Origin of the sequence: Spirosoma aerolatum (assembly GCF_002056795.1) — a bacterium.
GTDB lineage: Bacteria > Bacteroidota > Bacteroidia > Cytophagales > Spirosomataceae > Spirosoma > Spirosoma aerolatum.
In genome coordinates, this window is the sequence record NZ_CP020104.1 from 2,413,668 (window position 1) to 2,432,244 (window position 18,577).

Here is an 18,577-nt window from a genome sequence, read left to right on the forward strand (position 1 = left end):
AAGCTGACTTGAGTGTTATGAAGCAACTAATCTGCACCGCTTTTCTTGTCGCTATAACGGCGTCGGGATGGGCACAGGTACACAAAGATTATACCCCAACGGCCTATCCTGATCGGCTCATTCTGGGTTGGCAGGGCAATGCGGCCACGTCGCAGTCCGTCAACTGGCGTACCGATTCAACCGTTACGAATGCGGTTGGAGCCATTACCGAAGCTGATCCATCGCCCGATTTTGTCGCTAAAGCAGCCGTGATACAGGCTACGACCGACCGAATCGTACTCGATGGCAAAACGGTTCTCTACCACGCCGTTCATTTCACAAACCTGAAGCCAGCTACAAAATATACCTATCGGGTGGGTGATGGGGTGCACTGGAGCGAATGGTTTCAATTTAAAACGGCTCAGAATCAGGTCGCACCGTTCTCGTTTTTGTACTTTGGTGATGCCCAGAACGACATTCGGTCACTTTGGTCGCGGGCCATTCGCGGAGCGTATTCAACCCTGCCCGCTGTGAGCCTGATGGTCCACGCGGGCGATCTGATCACAACCTCCAATGCCGACTGGCAATGGGCCGAATGGTTCGAAGCGGGTGGCTGGATCAATGGCATGGTGCCCACGTTAGCTACACCGGGCAATCATGAATATTTTAAAGATGAACAGGGTAACTATCGCGTATCCAGGCACTGGCGCCCGTCGTTTGTGTTGCCGGAAAATGGGCCAAAAGGGCTGGAAGAAACAGCTTATTATTTCGATTATCAGGGCGTACGGTTTGTTTCCTTAAATTCACAGGCGGCTTTGCTTGACTCGACCGTAATGGCCACACAGGCGAACTGGCTTGTTCAGGTGTTGAGCAGCAATCCGAATCGCTGGACGATTGTGACCCATCACCACCCAATCTATTCGACGAAACAGGGCCGAGACAATGACGATTGGCGGAAAAAGATGGAGCCTATTTATAAAAAATACGGCGTCGATCTGGTCCTTCAGGGGCACGATCATACCTACGGACGAGGATTGAATATGCCGTTGGGAAAGAGCCGGAAACATCCCGATGGGCCAATCTATGTCGTTTCGGTGAGTGGGCCAAAAATGTATGATATTGGCCTCCAAAACTGGATGGATCGGGCGGCTTCAAATACGCAGCTATACCAGACCATTTCAATCGATGGGGCTAAATTGTCCTATCAGTCGTATACGGTGACCGGGGAGAAATACGATTCGTTTGACTTACTGAAAGACAGCAAAGGAACGAATACGCTGGTCGATCAGGCGCCGTTGCTGTCGCCCGAACGGCTCGAATTGCCCGCCGAATACCAAAAGCGGTACACACCTGCACAAATGGATGAGTATCGGAATCGTTTTCAGGAATACAAAGCCCGCAAGCAGGCGAAAAAAGAGTAAAACTCAGTTAACCAACCTACTATGCATACAACTACCTCCCAGTCGACGGCTGACCCGGCTATTGCCCAGCCTGCACCCGTCAAACGATTACTTTCGCTCGATACCCTGCGCGGATTCGATATGTTCTGGATTATGGGCGGTGAGGATGTATTTCACATACTGGCCAAAACAACGGGCTGGGCCTGGGCTGTGGTTATTGCCGAGCAATTGCATCATCCGGACTGGAACGGGTTTACAGCCTACGACCTGATCTTCCCGTTGTTTTTGTTCATGGCTGGCGTATCGACTCCCTTTTCGATTGGTAGCCGTCTGGAAAAAGGAGCGGACAAATCGGAGGTTGCCCGGAAAATTATTACCCGAGGGTTAGTTCTGGTTTTGCTGGGGGTGATTTACAACAATGGCCTATTTGTTAAAGCGTTTCAGGATACGCGTTTTCCAAGCGTACTGGGCCGGATCGGGTTGGCTGGTATGTTTGGGCAGTTGATTTATCTGTACGCCAGTACGCGTTTCCAATACATCTGGTTTGTTGGATTGCTGCTAGGGTATTGGGCATTGATGATGCTGGTGCCTGTGCCGGGATGCGGAGCGGGTATTCTGACAATGGAGTGCAATCTGGCCAGCTTTATCGACCGACAGATTGTGCCGGGACATTTGTATAAAACAATTCATGATCCAGAAGGCGTTTTTTCAACGATACCAGCCATTGGTAATGCCTTGCTAGGCATTTTTGCCGGGACCTTTCTACGGGCGCATGGGCGAACGGGAGTGCAGAAAACGCTTCGGTTGCTGGGTATAGGTGTGGGTTTTGTTGTGCTGGCGTGGCTCTGGAACTTCGTTTTTCCCGTCAATAAAAATCTTTGGACCAGTTCATTCGTTTGCGTTACCGGTGGGTTCAGCCTGATCTTGCTGGCTATCTTTTACTGGGTTATCGACGTAAAAGGCCTGAAAGGATGGACGTTTTTCTTTACGGTTATCGGTATGAACTCCATCCTGATTTATCTGGCGGGTGAGTTTATCAGCTTCGATTATGCCGCCCGGTTTTTCTTCGAAGGCTTACTGAAACTGTCGTCATCCGAAGTAGTTCAGAAAGTGGGTATGGCCATCGGCGTGCTCGCTGTCAAATGGGCATTTCTGTATTATATGTACAAGAAAAAGACGTTCCTGCGGGTATAATAGGTTACATACCGGTTTTGTCTGGTAATAAAAAATAGTGGCAATTTTCTCTTTTAGGTTACTAATCGGCAAATTGTTATTATTTTGCCAGACGATGAAACGAGATGATTCTCTCTGGAAGGCAATTTTAGAAGATGTATTTGATGATTTTTTACGCTTCTTCTATCCGAAGGCAGAAGAACTGTTTCTTCTGGATAGAGGGTTTGACTACCTGGATAAGGAATTAGAACAGTTGTTTCCTCCTGAACAGGATAGCTATCAACCCCGGTATGTTGACAAGCTGGTAAAAGTATATACTCGTCAACACGACCAAGTTCAGGAACAGTGGATTTTAATCCATATAGAAGTACAGGGCTACAAAGATCCTAATTTCGCGGAACGAATGTTCCAGTATTATTGCCGTATTTTTGACAAATACCGACAGCCGATTACAGCTTTTGCCTTATTTACAGATGGTCATAGAGGGTATCAGCCTGCCTATTATGAACAGGATTGTTTAGGAACCCAGCTTCGCTATCAGTACAATGTCTATAAACTACTGGATCAAAGCGATGCTGCTTTATCGGGCAGTGCAAACCCTTTTGCCAAAGTATTATTAATCGGTAAGGCTGCTTTACTGGGCAAAAAGATGACTGAAGCGCAATTGCTGACCGTTAAAATAAATATTGCTAAGGAATTGTTAGCGAGCCAATTGCCTAAAGATAAGGTTCGTAGTTTGATGAACTTCCTTCGGTATTATGTACGTTTGGAAAAACAGGAGGCAGTCGATAAGTTTGAGCGGGCTATTGAAGCTATAACACAACAAAATACCACAATGGGAATTGAGCAATTTTTGCTGGAACGTGCTAAAAAAGAGGGGATAGAACAAGGAATAGAACAGGGGATGAGAGAAAAGAACCTGGTTTTTACCCAAATGCTTCTTCAGGAAACCTCGTTTACGGTAGAACAGATTGCCCGATTGGTTGGCGTACCGGTATCGTTTGTCGAAGAGGTCAAAAAGAAGGGCGTATAAGTTTAGGCTTTTTAGAGCCCACACACTACTTCCGCAATAGCCAAAGCTCGGTTACCTGCGAACCCCGTTCCCCTTCTCCACAGGTCCAGATAAAGGTAATTTTACCGTCCCATACAGCTGCTTTCGGAACGTCGAATTCGAAAATCGGTTGCTCGCCCGTCTGGATAAAATCATGAATTAACGACCCGTCGTCGGTGGTAAGTTTCATCCGCGACCGGAACCGGCCTGTGTAGGCAATACGAAGTCGATAAGCAGCCTTCGGGTCCAAATCTGCGTAGGCAATTTTCAAGGGCTGATCATAGAGCGTTTTCGCTTGTTTCATCCAGACGCGTGGCGTAATCTGTCCTTTGAAGCCCGTTGCTTTAATTTCATCGACCCACTCAACACCCACCAGGCCAACGCCAAAGCCAGTTCGTGGCGACCGCAGACTACCAGGATCGACGTCCCAGCGTTCGTCCGAAACGACCCGGTGCCAACTTTCTGGAGCACCCATATGATCGTAAAAACCGCCGGGCCCCGGATCGGTCCGGTGAAGCATCTCTCTGATTTTGGCTAGACGGGAGGCTTCATCGCTAACTTTTTCAAGTTGCTCCAGTTGCGACAGCAGCCAGGGCGAGTCGTTGAGCGGGATGTCGATATTGTCCAGAAAATTACCTCGTCCCGACATAGCTCCGTGCCGTTCGATGGTCAACTGAGCGCCAATACTCTTGAACAAAGAATCTCCCAACCCAAAACAGATCTGGCGATATTGAGGCAAAATGGGCTCTTTCCAGGCTTTTGCGAGAATGGTCTTTGCCTGTTCAATAGCTGCCAGCGAACCCTCAGCACCGATCGTTGTCAGCCTGTCGCGGGCTTGTAGTTCCAGATTGGTTTCGTACAGGAGCCGATGGCGCGTGTAGGCATCATAATAGGCCCGAATGAGACCCATCTGAAACCGGGCGTTTTGACGTACCGATTGGGGGGCTGAGCTTTCCAGTGCCTGCCATTGCATCAGCGTTCGCTCTACCGACTCATTGGTCAGTAAACTACCCCGCCAGTTTTGCTCCAGCGCTACCAGGCCCTGCGCTACGGATTCAGTATAATTAGGGCCAATAAACAGACGGGCATAGTCGCGGAGGGTTTCTAATACGGGGGCTTCGGGGTTCCAGTCCTGATCACTCCAGACGAATTTATTTACATCGTCGTTGGTGCCTTCCGAATAGCTGATGCTGCCCACGGCGTAGTCATCCAGCGCATTGTGGATGGTTTTTTCATCGTGTGGGCGTGGGTTAATGCTCTCACGGCCCAGCGTCATGGCCCAGGCCAGATCCCAATGCGGTACAGGGTATTGGCTGCTGTAGTTGTGGGTAATATCAGGATAATGCCGAATGGGGATATTAGGATTCAGTCGATTCCGGATTTCCTGAACGGGCATCTTGACCCAGGGGCCAAAAACGACCCCACCGAACCAGTCATAGCCGTGATTCACTTGTTTGAAGAACGCGTCGAACCATTGCTGAGTGGGTCGGAATACCTGAGGTGATACCCAAATTTTAGCGTTCGGATGATACGTATGCAAAACCTGCGCTTCTTTTTCGAGCCAGGCAAATAGCACGTCAGGTTCCAGTTCGCCAGGATCGCCACCCGGCACAAAAACGGCATCGAGTTTGGGTACGGTCGCAAAGATTTCCCGTCGCTCAGTCAATTCTTTTTGAATAGAGTCGGGATGGGTATAATTCTGACCCATATTCGGATACCACATCCAGACATCCAGCCCATAGTCGGCACAAATTCGCGATTGCTCCCGAATCATCTGGATAGCCGGTAACTTCATATGCCGACTGGTGAAATCATCATCGGTGCGGGGCGGCATTATTTCAATGCTATTGGCTCCAAATAAGGCGAGTTCACGGATATATTGATCGAACTGTGCTACCGAAAACGCGTCGTAGGCGTTGGTTTTAGGGCGATACCCTAACTGATGCCCACGAATAGGGTATCGTGGACTGGTGGATAGGGAAATCGGTTCGGGCAACTCAAGCTTTCCCGGACGAATATTCAACTTGCGTAGTAATCGCCCTACGCCGTAGAGCAACCCACGAGCATCATGCCCTACGATAAGTATAGTGTTGGCCGATTCAACCGTAACCAGTTTAAAACCTTCCTGTTGTGTTGCTGGCATATCGCGTACCAGCGTCTGGAAGGGTTTGGGGAGTTTGTCCAGGTTATTTTCCAGCGCAATCCCAATCAGAGGTTGAGGCATAGCTGAGGCTGGGAAGCGGTTTGTTACGGGCAATTGAATCCCTGATCGTTTCCTGATCTCCTGCTGTAGAACCTCAACCGTTCGGCGGAGGATTTTCTGATCCGTAACTGTATTGACAATTTGGGCTTTCGACAGATCGATTGGAGACGCCAGAACCGTGGCCAGCGCCAAACAAAAGCAAACGGAGAAAACGATTCGTTTAAACATAGAAAGGGTAGAATATGTACCGATGCGCACCGGTTTCTACAACTTAATAAAAATCCTGCGCTGGTACAGGAAGTAGGCTGGAATGAAATTGACACCGATGAAAAACAGGGCATACAGTAAACTGGCCAGTTCCGGTTGGATACCAATCCCGATTAATCCATTGACCCCATGCTCGTTCAGGGAATAACTGCCGAATTTCATTCGGTAAAAAACGAGAGCAAAGATGTCGGCCAGTACGTATACCGTAATTGCATTGGCTCCGAAAATGATACCGGGTCTGGTGCCTTGGGTATGGCCCTGTACATCAACCAGAAAATAAACCGCTCCCAATAGCAAGGCTGCAAAACCCGACGTCACCAGCACAAACGAACTCGTCCATAGGTTTTCGTTGACCGGGAAGGTTAAGCCCCAGAAATACCCGGCTGCTGCTGCGAACAGGCCCGCTGTCATCAGACAGGCTACTTTTTCGGTGGGGCTTATGGCCATGAGCATCACCCGGCCAGCCAGCATGCCGGTTATGGTAGTCACAATGGATGGAAACGTACTGAGAATACCTTCCGGGTCCCAGGTGCCCTGCCACATCCGGCCCGGAAGGTATTGTCGATCCAGCCAGGCCGCCAGATTCTGACCCGGTTCCAACACAACATGGCCCACGTCAGGAGTAGGGATAAGTGTCATGGCCAGCCAGTAGGCGACCAGCGTAAAGACCCCAATCCAGGCCTGTTGTTTCCAGGTAGTGTTCAAAAATAACGTTGTGCAAATCAGAAAGACGATGGCAATGCGGTGGAGGGTACCTGTCCAGCGAACATTCGAAAAATCGAAATCGGGCAATAAATTCAGAAACATGCCCACGGCAAAAATCTTCAGTGAGCGAACGATAATTTTTCGATAAAGTACGCCTTTGGGACTTCCTTCGGTTACGTGCCGGGTATACGCCAGTGTAATGGACACCCCCACAATAAACAGAAACGTGGGCGCAATTAAGTCGGTGAACGACAGGCCATTCCACCGGGTATGGCGGAGTGTAAAATACACGAACTCCTCGGTGCCCGGAAAATTGGCGACAATCATAGCCGCAATGGTAAACCCACGTAAGGCATCCAGTGAAACGAGTCGATTCGGCGTCATTCGGTGGTCATTCAATGGTACTGGATTGAGAATTCTGTGGCTGATATAAGCCTACGTCGGCGTACGGAAAATAAAATTCCTGAAGCCTAAGCCGGGCGAATTGGCTGACTGATAGCGATTAATGACTGCTTCATGACCATCAGTGACAATCAAATGACCGTTTTATTAAAAAAGCCCCGTTCTTGCAATGGTATCTTTATTACTGATTGACGTACTATAAAGGCTACTAAACCGGAAAATTTATGCGAAAGAGTTTCTATGCTACCCTCATTTGCCTATTTTTTGTAGGCCTAAATAGCTGCCAGCGGGTTAAGTCCGATGGTGGGGAGTACGGCAAACAACTCGCTGTTTCCTGGGAGCTTGTCAGTAATTTTACCGACGTCAAAGATGGGTTTCTGGCTCGTTTTACGCTGACCAACAACAGTGACAACGACTTGACAGATGCCAACTGGGCTTTATTTTTTAACATGTCGCCCCGACCGATTCTGCCATCCAGGTCACCACAGCCAGGAACCGTTCAGCATATCAACGGCGACTGGTATAAACTGGTACCCACCAAGGGATTTAGCCTGAAGCCCGGTGCATCGACCGAAATCCGGTATGAAGGTACGGAAGCGGTCACCAAAGTAACCGATGCGCCATTAGGGCTCTACGTCGTTTTTTACGATAAGGAGGGCAAAGAAGAGTCGATCATACAGGTTGCCAATTATACCATTAAGCCCTTTACCCGGAAAGAGCAAGTACTACGTGGGCCAAACGATTTGTATCCTCCGGCTGGTCCGGCCATAACCTATCAAAACAACCTGGGGCTATCGGTGTTGCCAGCCGAAAAATTGCAGCCAATCATTCCATCTCCCGTCAAACTGACCACATTCGAAGGCTCCTTAGCGTTCAATTCGTCACTGACGATTTACGCGGATAAAGGTCTGGAAAACGAAGCCAGATTATTGAGTCAACAGGTAAAGGCATTAGTAGGCAAGGATGTTGCCGTAAGTAGCCAGTCACCAGCCAATAAAGGGATCTTCCTGAAAATCGCACCTGTTCAGGTGAATGGCATAGCCAAAGAAGCGTACCAGTTGCGCATCGACGAAAAAGGAATTTCGATAACCGGGAGCGATGCTGCGGGCGTATTCTACGGAACACAAAGTTTACTGGCGCTGCTACCGAACGATGCTTACCAAAACCCTTCGGCCGACATCCTATTAAAATACACGCAGATCGACGATGCCCCACGGTTTGCGTTCCGGGGTATGCATCTGGATGTCAGCCGAAACTTTCAGACCAAAGAGACCATCCTTCGGATACTGGATTTGCTGGCCTTTTATAAAATCAACCACTTCTTATTCTATACGACCGAAGACGAAGGCTGGCGACTTGAAATTGATGGTTTACCCGAACTGACGCAGGTGGGCGCCCAGCGAGAACATACGTCTGGCAAAGAAGCACCGGCGTTGCATCCAGCTTATGGGTCGGGACCCAAAGCGTACGACAAGGATAAATATGGGAGTGGCTATTATACCAAAGCCGATTTTATCGAAATTCTGAAGTATGCCCATGAGCGACATATCAAGGTAATTCCCGAAGTGAATTTGCCCGGCCACGCGCGAGCGGCTATTAAAGCGATGGAAGCCCGTTACCAGCGATTCATGAAAGAAGGAAAAGAGAAAGAAGCGAACGAGTACCGCTTAATTGACCCCGACGATAAATCGGTCTACCTGTCGGCGCAGGGCTATACGGATAATGTGGTGAGTGTTGGGCGGGAGTCGACTTACCACTTTTACGAAAAGGTAGTGGACGAGATCACGAAGATGTATAAAGAAGCAGGCCTGCCGATGGATGTGATGCACGCGGGGGGCGACGAAGTGCCGGAAGGTGTCTGGACTAAGTCGCCGATGGCCGCTAAGCTACTGAGCGAGAACCCGACCATCAAAGACCCGAAGAATTTACAGGCCTATTTCTTCCGTAAACTTCGCGAGCGACTGGCTAAACGGAAGCTGGAAGTTCATGGCTGGGAAGAAGTCGTGCTGACCAAATCGGCCAGTGGGAAACTGGAGGTGAACCCTGAATTTGTGGGGAAAGGTGTGGTTCCTTACGTATGGAATAACCTGTTCGATCTGGATTTAGGCAATCGGCTGGCCAATGCCGGGTATCCGGTCGTGTTGTGTAATGTATCGAACTTCTACTTTGATATGTCGTATAACAACGACCCCCTGGAACCCGGACTGTATTGGGCTGGGTATGTCGATACAAAAGCCAACTGGGCCTTTGCTCCCTACGACATGTTTAAAACCACTTACAAAACGTCAATGGGTAAGCCGCTCAATTTTGCAGGCCTGGAACAGATGAAACCCGAAGCCCGAAAAAACATTCGGGGTATAGAGTCTCAGCTTTGGAGCGAAACTGTGAAGGGTCGCGATATGGCCGAATACGATATACTGCCTAAATTGCTTGGATTTGCTGAAAGCGCCTGGGCTCCCGAGCGCGTTTGGGAAACCATCGATAATCGACAAGCCCGTGAGCGGTCCATGGATGCGGGCTGGATGATTTTTGCCAACACACTGGCTCAGCGAGAGCTTCCGCGACTGGCCCGGTTGAATGGTGGCTATACCTATCGGGTGCCACCACCAGGGGCATTGATTGAAAAGGGTATATTTAAAGCGAATGTTGAGTTGCCGGGGCTAACGATTCGTTATACAACGGATGGTACTGAACCTACAACACAATCGCCAGCGTATACGAACCCAGTGGCCATTAGAGGGGCTGTAAAATTAAAAAGTTTCGATGCGGCAGGACGCTCCAGTCGATCGGTAATGGTTAGCAATAAATAGATGATTCGATAAAATTAGACCACAGACGAGCATGACAATTCGGGTTCGATACTTTATTTGTTATGGTAATTGGCCTGTGGTCCAGACTAATCTGAACTAACAAAAATATTATCTACTATGACTATCGGGGTTGATTTAGGAGGGACGAACGTACGGGCGGGGCTAGTTGATGACGGTACAATTATCCGGCAACATAGCAAAGCTCTACAGCAAAAAGAATCCCTTTCGGCTACATTATCCCAACTGATTGAACTCATCCGCCCATTGGTCAACCCCGCCGTTACCAGCATTGGCATCGGAGTTCCATCCGTAGTTGACATTGAGCAGGGCATCGTGTACGACGTAGCCAATATCCCATCGTGGAAGGAAGTGGCTCTGCGGGATATTCTCGAAAAAGAGTTCGATATGCCGGTATTTGTTAACAACGATGTGAACTGTTTTATTCTGGGCGAGCATCAGTTCGGACTGGCACAGGGGTATCGGTCGGCAGTGGGTATGGCCATCGGAACAGGGCTTGGTTCGGGGGTTATTATCGACAACCAGCTCTATACGGGTAGTAACTGTGGGGCGGGGGAGATAGGCTTGCTCCCGTATCTGGATAAGAACATCGAGTCGTATGCAGCGGGTGACTTTTTTGAGTCTATTCATGGTACAACGGCTCTGGAGGCCAATCAGGAAGCCTTGCTGGGTGGCCAAAACGCCCTTAAGCTCTGGGATGATTTTGGTACGCATTTCGGCAATGCCGTGAAAGTGATCCTGTATACCTTCGATCCTGAGGTAATTATTCTGGGCGGTTCTATTGCCAAAGCCTATCCATTTTTCAAAACGACCATGTTGGAAAGCATGGCCAATTTTGCGTACCCCGTTACCCTCCGACGGCTCAAGATGTTTCAGTCGCAGAATGAAAATATTGCGCTGTTAGGAGCCGCTGCGCTGGTCCGTCAGTTGGTTTGATTGAGCAAATACGCCTTCGTAAGTTTCGAATAGGTTGGCATACTACCTGAAAAAGACACGATGAAACGCAATACCCTGTTGGTGATCCTGGTGCTGGTCATCTTTTTCGTCATTTCCTTTCTTACCAACATTCTCGGGCCGATCATACCGGATTTAGTCGATAGTTTTCAGCTAAGTATAGGTTTGGCCGGGTTCCTGCCCTTTGCATTTTTTGTTGCCTATGGGGTGTCGATACCGGCGGGTATACTGGTTGAAAGGTATCGCGAAAAAACAATGCTGATCGGGGCGTTTATGCTGGCGTTTCTGGGATCGTTGCTGTTTGCGTTAGTTCCGCAATTTACGGTAGCACTGGGTTCGCTGTTTGCCATTGGTGTAGGGATGGCGGTGCTTCAGGTGGCCATTAATCCACTGCTTCGTGTGGCTGGTGGCGAAGAACATTTTGCGTTCAATTCGGTACTGGCTCAACTATTTTCGGGGGCGGCTTCATTCCTGAGCCCATTGTTGTACAGCTATTTCGTACAGACCATTCACAAGGGGGGGAATGGTGCATTCTGGATTCAATGGCTGGATAAACTAGTGCCGACGGGTGTGGAATGGGTATCGCTTTACTGGGTATTTGCCCTGACTACACTGCTTATGATTGGGGTTGTGGCACTAGTTCGATTTCCGAAAGTGGAGCTGAAAGACGATGAAAAAGTGGAAGTGGGGGGAACCCTCACAGCTTTGCTTCGGGACCGAACAGTACTGTTGTACTTCGCCGGAATTTTTGCCTATGTGGGCACCGAGCAGGGAATTTCTAATTGGATATCCAAATTTCTTCAACTGTATCATGGTGTTGATCCGGCAACTGTAGGAGCGCAGGCTGTCGCTTATTTCTGGGGGCTAATGACGATTGGTTGTGTGCTGGGGCTGATTTTACTCAAAGTGGCCGACAGCCGGAACGTGTTGCGCTTATTTACACTGGGGGCCATCCTTTCGTTATTGATTGGCCTGTTTGGCCCCAAAGAGTGGGCATTGATTGCCTTGCCGGGTACGGGTTTCTTTGCGTCGGTCATGTGGTCTATTATTTTTTCACTGGCGCTTAATTCTGTACCGGAGCATCATGGCACTTTTTCTGGTATCTTGTGTACGGGAATTGTTGGGGGTGCCCTGGTACCACTCATCATCGGTGGGTTGGCCGAATGGTTGGGTTTACGGCTGGCCATGCTGGTCATGCTACTAACCCTGGGTTATATTTTCAGCATCGGTATCTGGGCAAAACCCCTGATCAATAATGCAACCATAAAGCGAAAGAGCGAAAGAATGAAAGAGTGAAATGCTGTCGTAGGCCATTTTTCACTCTTTCATTCTTTCGCTCTTTCACTCTTTACCCATGCACAAGATCATTCTACTCATCGACTTTGCAGAGGATTACAGCCGAAGTCTGTTGAAAGGCGTATCCAAATATGCTCGGGAGCATGGACCCTGGGTGTTTTGCCAGATGCCCCTGTTTCATCGCGAAACCCTGGGCGTAGATGGGATTCTAAACTGGGCAAAGGAGTGGGGGGCCGATGGCATCATTGGCCAGCTCTATAACGAAAGCAGTGTAGAAAAGATCGTTCAGGCGGGTATCCCGGTTATTGCGCAGGATTTTAAAGAGCGATTCACGGAGATTCCGAATATTACGGGTGCGCATCGGGCAACGGGTGCTATGGCTGCTGATTATTTCCTTCGCAAAGGGTTTCGGAATTTTGCGTACTATGGCTTCAAGCACATTGTCTGGTCGCGCGAACGGGCCGAAGGATTCGATGAGCGGGTATCGCGGGCCGGGTGCTCGGTGCAGTATTTTGAGCATGAAGAGTATAGTTCAAGCGATTTGTGGTATTATAAACCCAGTTCGCTGAGCAAATGGCTGAAATCGCTTCCCAAGCCCATCGCCATCCTGTGCTGCGACGACCGGATGGGGCAGCACATCACAGAAACCTGTCGGCATTCGCGCATTCGTATTCCCGAAGAGGTAGCCGTACTGGGCGTCGATAATGATGAAATGCTTTGCGAGCTATCCGATCCCCCCCTCTCAAGTATTATGCAGGATGCCGAGAAAGGCGGGTACGACGCAGCTCATTTACTCGATCAACTGATTCGGAAGGAAATAAACACCTTTTACGACATCATCGTAGAGCCTACGCAGATTATCACGCGCCAGTCGACGGATATTTATTCGACTGCTGATGAATACATTGCGTTGTCGCTTAAATACATTCACCAGAATATCGACAAAAACTTACAGGTCGATGAGGTGGTGAAGCAGGTGCCCTTATCCCGGCGATCGCTGGAGATGCGCTTTCTTCAGGTTGTAGGCTATCCAATTTACAAATACATCCAGAATCTGCGTATTGAGAAATTCTCGAAAAAGTTACTGGAAACCGATCAGGCTGTTTTTGAAATAGCCATGGATCTGGGGCTTAACGACTCGAAAAATATTGCCCGTCAATTCAAGCAGGTAAAAGGCGTTACCCCACTCGAATATCGCCATAAATACCTGGCAGGTAAATAGTATGAAAAATTATTATTGGCTCTTTTGCCTGGTTTGGTTCGTTGGTTCCCGGCTGCCCGAAAAGGTAACGCCACCTGTTGACGCGCCAACGTTCCCGGCTCAACTTGTTCAGTTTACGCCCTATACAAATAACCCATTATTCAGCGGTACGGGGCAGGATACCTGGGACAAAAACATTCGCGAACGGGGATATATACTGCGTGAAGGAGCAACTTACCATCTGTGGTATACGGGTTATCGGGATGGCAAAAACCAGACAAAATATTTAGGCTATGCGACCTCGACCGATGGACTCCACTGGACGCGTTATGCCGAGAACCCAATTCATACGGAGACCTGGGTAGAGGATATGTCGGTCGTTAAATCGGGGGATACCTATTACATGTTTGCGGAGGGTAAGGATGATGTGGCCCATTTGCTGACCTCGACCGACCGGATTCAGTGGCAGGAGCGTGGTCCGCTCGATATTCGTTACGCAACTGGCAAACCATTGAGTAAAGGCCCGTTTGGAACGCCTGCCATCTGGAAAGAAGGGAATACCTGGTATCTGTTTTACGAACGAAACGATGAAGCTGTCTGGCTGGCAACCTCAAAAGACCTGGCTGTGTGGACGAATGTGCAGGATGAACCCGTATTAACGAAGGGGCCTGAACTCTACGACCAATATGCTGTAGCCATGAACCAGATTATCAAGTATAATGGCCGATATTATGGCTATTACCATGCATCGGCTTATAAAGACTGGCACGAATGGTCGATAAACGTAGCTGTCTCAACCGATCTGATTCACTGGACAAAATACCCGCACAATCCGATCATCGGCAACAACTGCTCCAGCGGTATCCTGGTCCCTGATGGTGGAGCGTATCGGCTCTACACCATGCATCCTGATGTGAAGGTTTTTTTGCCGAAAAAGTGAACAGCTGCGAGTCAACGTATTGGCACAAGCTTGTACGATGGTCTTAAATAAGGTGTTGGATACGTGGTTACCATAACCATCTCCCTGGATTTAGGGCCTTGGTTATGGTAACCACGTATCCAACACCTTTTGACGGCATTCCGGGCTATTGTTTTTTCAAGTCACTGAATTTGCCATACACAGATAGTGTATACTTACCAACACCACTAGTGCCAATACCTGGCGTGACTACCAGTTTATGCGTTCCTTTATTCACCTTCTCAATCAGATAGAGATAGTTGTTGGCAGCCGTAACATAGTCCAGCCGTGTTCCCTTTGGATCGAAGAGGTCTATATTGCCGACAATATCGGGTGAACGCAGTGAGACATCAATGACCGAATTGTCTTCCGTCACATTCAGCGTGTAGGTGATCGATCCATTTTTGCCAACATAGCTGTCTGATTGGATAGCCGAGTCGAATAAGGTTTGTTTTAGATTTTGCACCTTCCCGAAAATTTCCAGGGTATACTTGCCTGTTGCGTCGCGAGTACCGGTTCCAACATAGATTCCGTATGTGCCTTTATTGAGCTTCGTAAGCATAGTGCGTGGTATACCGGCAGGTTGCGTCCCCGACGTATAAGCAACCTCAGCGCCAGCAGAGTTACTTAAATACAGCCACAAACTGGTGTTCGCTGAGACCACATTAATATCAATGGGGGCGTTATCTTCGGTTACCTCAAATGTGTAATAATGATTTCGGGGCGAAAACGGAGGACGATTGCTGATTCCTCCACCTCCACCTTCTGAACCAAAACTAACATCGGTCGACTGGACACGGCTAGATGGGCGCAGCGTAAAACCAGATGAGAGGCCGCTCCCTACCAGCCGGAAGGCCCCTACATCGTACCGTTGGCTGGTATAGACCATGACGCTGTAAGTGCCAGCATTGACGATCTTGTCCAGTATGACCGTACGACCCGTGCCCCGGTCAAGGATTCGGGTGCCTTGTGGGTCATAAAGACTGACTCCAACATTAATATCGGAGGAGGTAAGCGTCAGTGAAACCGGTTGATTGTTCGAGACTACATCAAATGAATAGAACTTATTGCGAGGAGTATAGTCAGGGCCGCCACTGGTGCCGTCGGTAGTTGTCCAGCTTCCGTTGATAACTCGGGTGGCTGGTGCAGTAGCTGTGATGGACACATCCTGGAACACAGCAGGCCATACCCCATCTGTGAGGGTTAGGCTTAAGACATAAGCGCCAGCAACGTCGGCAGTAAACCCGGCAGTGGCTGACTGCGCGTTGGTCAGTACGGCGGTGCTACTGGTCGGCTTCGTCTTAATAGCCCAGGCGTAAGCTAGCTTATCTCCATCAGGATCGATGGATTTGCTGGCATCGATGGACGTTTGTTGCCCTGTTTCTACGGTCATGGAGGTCATTACGCTGATGACAGGTGGTTTGCCAGGAGTAGATACGTTAGGGCTGGGAGGTGGGTCGGCGCTTTTTGTGCAGCTTACTGAGGTAATACCTGGCAAAGCCAGCCATACCAGGAGTAGTACTGGCTTTTGAATCAGCCGGAAATGATTGACGGCTACGGACTTGATGGTGCTAATAAGGTTCATTGTAGTAGAGATGATTGGAAAAAAACGGCAAGGGTAACCTGGGCCACAGATAACACAGTGGTTTGGCTGGGGGACGAAGCCGCTGACTTTCAGGATGGATTTCGCTTATAGAGACGTTATCTTAAGGTACTTGATTGGCCAGGAGGGGACAGGAATTGAGGTGTAAATCGCTGAATACTCCCGGCTGGACTGCCGTCAGGCAACCGATGATGGTAAAAGCAACCGATTTCACTGGAATGAAGAATATGATTCAATTGCTTATCTGGATAGAAAATAGCCTATTCCAAGGCCAAAAGCTCTGTTTTTAACAGTAGGCTCATTTACGGATATCGTTGGATTGGTATTGGACAGCCCAAAGCTGTAGAACACATTCAGTGTCAGGCCCGAAGGTAGGTCGTACCAGGCAGAAGCCCGAAGCCCGAAGTCGATTGGAGTAAAGGTATCCGTTTGAGAATTACCTATTGTGGCATTCTCAGATCCGACCTTTCCACTCAATGCATATCCAGAATACAGCCCGCCACCAAGCAGCAGTTGTCCGCTCGAAGTCGGAATTTTGAATAATAGATCAATTGGTACTTCAAGGTAGTTGACGCTGAATTTTAGACTAGCGTTCGTAGTGGGATTAACCAGTTTGGTCCCTTTACTTGAATACAGTAGTTGGGGGCGAAATCGTCCACTTTTACCGATAGGCTTATCGACCATTATACCTGCCTGAAAACCAATAAAATTACTGGTAGAATAATAGTTAGGGTTAAAGGAAAATGATGCACTCTGAATACCGCCCCTGAATCCAAAACGCACACCCTGTGGTATGTCCGTCTGCCGTGCCTGCGAAACAGGGGTGGGGGTGTTTTGTTTGTATGGCGCCGTTGTGGGTACTGGCGCTGGCTGAACGGTCGTCGGTACGGGCTGGGTAGGCGTTGGTGCCGGCTGAGCTACTTTTGTAAACTGTTCTATTTCACCGTTAGTCCCATACTTTAGATAATTAAAATTGGTTTTCTGTACTCGAAAGATAGGACCTTTGGGGTTGTTGAATCGCTTATAAACAATTTCTTTATCCGTGATTTCGATGACCAGCACTTCCAGTTGTGTGCCATCCCGCTGAACGAGTAAGTCAGGCTTAGGCGTAGGGGCTAGCTTTGGGGTTGTAGGGCGTGTACGGGGCTGCGCATGAACTGTTGTTAAGAAGGCAGTCAGCAAACAGGTTAACAAAAGGGGGAGTATGTGCTTGTGCATGATCGTATTTGAGTCGTCAAGTGGATGATATATAGAGAGAGAGCTTCTGGGGACAGGCCGATTTGCCTTCCCGCCAGGCCGGGGTTTACTTTTTTGTGAAAACTTTCGTAACGTCTGCTTTATAATACATGGTGGCAGACTGACTGAAGACGGTATAAGTGAGCGTCAGATTGCCACCCGATAAGCTACCTGCTAGGTTCAGCAGATAAACTTGGGCCTGGCTGTTATCAGGGAACATCTGCGGTACACCAGTGGCAATACTTTTGTTATCAGCCTGAAAACCTGAACCACTAACTGAAGCGGTTGCGCTTCCATAAGGCATGAAATCGGTTAACGTCAAGGTTTTTCCTGATTTACTGATCGTAAGTTTAAGACCGTTACCGGTCTGTCCATTGGTCATACTTTCGGTCCAGGTTCCCACATATTGGTCGAGTGGATCAGGTTCGTTCTTACTACACGATGAGAGCAGTAGGATGAATGTGAATAGCACTAGCAGCGTGCGGATTGAAGTTGTGTGGAGTGATTTCATTATCAGTAAACGTGTGAACTTGAAAATGGAGGAAATAGAAATCTGTTTAACTCCGGCCCATGTATTGGTTTCACATGAGCCGGTAGTGCTGAAGGTTTAGTTTGTTGCCATCGCATAGCGATTATAAACGCTGCCCCGATTCTTCACTCGAATAATAAATGTACCTGTATAGCGGGGCGTCCAGCGAGCAATGCAGGTATCAGAATTGTCATCATCTTTGGTAACCAGGTAGCCATTGCTGTCGTAGATGTACAGATCCAGATCGGTATCGCCGTCGCCCTGTACTGCTACGGCAGCAGGTTCCATGCCATAGAAAGCAATCCTATATACATCTACCGAACCTGAATATACCCGTGAGGAAGCAGTTCGAACACCGCCAACAGCCCCGCGAGAAAGGGTGGGTTGTACCTTGCTGGCAAGAGCAAGCAGATGGGCATCCCCTTTTGCCATTTTCCTGGCATCGACCAGTAGTTTAGCCGGGTCGGTGGGGTTGGGCTTTTCAGTTTTGGTAGCGGTCGACGTTGTGGATGCAGGACTGGCTTTCGCATCAGCCGATATTGGTTTTATACCTAGTTTGTACATCATATCGGCGGCTGTAACCAGGCAGAGTGCGCAGTTATTCGCGTAGCCGTAACGGGCTAGATTAACGGCACTGGCGTAATCCTCTACTTTCTGGGTCTTTGGTGTAGATGGGGTTGACTCCTTGCTATCGTTTTCCCGCTTGGTATCGGGTTCATTTTGGGCAAATAATGGGCTAGTAAAAGCAGTAAACAATAGAGCGAAAATGGCTTGTTTTTTCATGGGATTTGA

The 18,577-nt window shown here is 48.8% G+C and carries 14 protein-coding genes; 8 read left to right on the forward strand and 6 right to left on the reverse strand.

The window, feature by feature from the left end; genetic code table 11:
• Positions 1–17: 17 nt before the first annotated feature.
• From B5M13_RS09700 to B5M13_RS09710, 3 genes are all read left to right on the forward strand, one after another.
• Positions 18–1,400, forward strand: a complete 1,383-nt coding sequence (locus B5M13_RS09700) for a purple acid phosphatase family protein (RefSeq protein ID WP_080055489.1) — start codon at positions 18–20, stop codon at positions 1,398–1,400.
• A gap of 21 nt (positions 1,401–1,421) precedes the next feature.
• On the forward strand, positions 1,422–2,573 hold the full coding sequence (locus tag B5M13_RS09705; RefSeq protein ID WP_080055490.1) for an acyltransferase family protein: 1,152 nt from the start codon (positions 1,422–1,424) through the stop codon (positions 2,571–2,573).
• Positions 2,574–2,667: 94 nt separating this feature from the next.
• Positions 2,668–3,585, forward strand: a complete 918-nt coding sequence (locus B5M13_RS09710; RefSeq protein ID WP_080055491.1) for an RpnC/YadD family protein — start codon at positions 2,668–2,670, stop codon at positions 3,583–3,585.
• 25 nt (positions 3,586–3,610) lie between these two features.
• On the opposite strand, the gene B5M13_RS09715 is transcribed toward B5M13_RS09710, so the two are convergent.
• Both B5M13_RS09715 and B5M13_RS09720 read right to left on the reverse strand, forming a co-directional pair.
• On the reverse strand, positions 3,611–6,034 hold the full coding sequence (locus B5M13_RS09715) for a hypothetical protein (protein ID WP_080055492.1): 2,424 nt from the start codon (positions 6,032–6,034) through the stop codon (positions 3,611–3,613).
• A 36-nt stretch (positions 6,035–6,070) separates the two neighbouring features.
• Positions 6,071–7,162, reverse strand: coding sequence for an acyltransferase family protein (locus B5M13_RS09720; RefSeq protein WP_080055493.1), 1,092 nt, complete (start codon positions 7,160–7,162; stop codon positions 6,071–6,073).
• Between the two features lie 242 nt (positions 7,163–7,404).
• On the opposite strand from B5M13_RS09720, the gene B5M13_RS09725 reads away from it, so the two are divergent.
• The 5 genes from B5M13_RS09725 to B5M13_RS09745 all read left to right on the forward strand — a co-directional run bounded on the left by B5M13_RS09725 (position 7,405) and on the right by B5M13_RS09745 (position 14,399).
• Complete coding sequence (locus B5M13_RS09725) at positions 7,405–9,990, forward strand: family 20 glycosylhydrolase (RefSeq protein ID WP_080055494.1); 2,586 nt, start codon at positions 7,405–7,407, stop codon at positions 9,988–9,990.
• A 117-nt stretch (positions 9,991–10,107) separates the two neighbouring features.
• Positions 10,108–10,944: an ROK family protein gene (locus tag B5M13_RS09730; protein WP_080055495.1), complete on the forward strand. Its 837-nt coding sequence runs from the start codon at positions 10,108–10,110 to the stop codon at positions 10,942–10,944.
• Positions 10,945–11,004: 60 nt separating this feature from the next.
• Entirely contained in the window at positions 11,005–12,258 is a 1,254-nt protein-coding gene (locus B5M13_RS09735; RefSeq protein ID WP_080055496.1) for a sugar MFS transporter, read from the forward strand.
• 58 nt (positions 12,259–12,316) lie between these two features.
• Complete coding sequence (locus B5M13_RS09740; RefSeq protein WP_080055497.1) at positions 12,317–13,480, forward strand: AraC family transcriptional regulator; 1,164 nt, start codon at positions 12,317–12,319, stop codon at positions 13,478–13,480.
• 1 nt (position 13,481) lies between these two features.
• Complete coding sequence (locus B5M13_RS09745) at positions 13,482–14,399, forward strand: glycoside hydrolase family protein (protein WP_080055498.1); 918 nt, start codon at positions 13,482–13,484, stop codon at positions 14,397–14,399.
• Positions 14,400–14,544: 145 nt separating this feature from the next.
• On the opposite strand, the gene B5M13_RS09750 is transcribed toward B5M13_RS09745, so the two are convergent.
• The 4 genes from B5M13_RS09750 to B5M13_RS09765 form a co-directional block, all read right to left on the reverse strand.
• Positions 14,545–16,002 (reverse strand): PKD domain-containing protein, encoded by a 1,458-nt coding sequence (locus B5M13_RS09750; RefSeq protein WP_080055499.1) that lies wholly within the window; start codon positions 16,000–16,002, stop codon positions 14,545–14,547.
• A gap of 258 nt (positions 16,003–16,260) precedes the next feature.
• A complete protein-coding gene (locus tag B5M13_RS09755) occupies positions 16,261–17,238 on the reverse strand; it encodes a porin family protein (RefSeq protein ID WP_080055500.1) in 978 nt (325 codons plus the stop codon).
• 85 nt (positions 17,239–17,323) lie between these two features.
• On the reverse strand, positions 17,324–17,767 hold the full coding sequence (locus tag B5M13_RS09760; RefSeq protein ID WP_080055501.1) for a hypothetical protein: 444 nt from the start codon (positions 17,765–17,767) through the stop codon (positions 17,324–17,326).
• A gap of 96 nt (positions 17,768–17,863) precedes the next feature.
• The gene (locus B5M13_RS09765) at positions 17,864–18,568 is read right to left on the reverse strand and encodes a hypothetical protein (RefSeq protein WP_080055502.1); all 705 of its coding nucleotides are present in this window, start codon (positions 18,566–18,568) and stop codon (positions 17,864–17,866) included.
• Between the last annotated feature and the right edge of the window lie 9 nt (positions 18,569–18,577).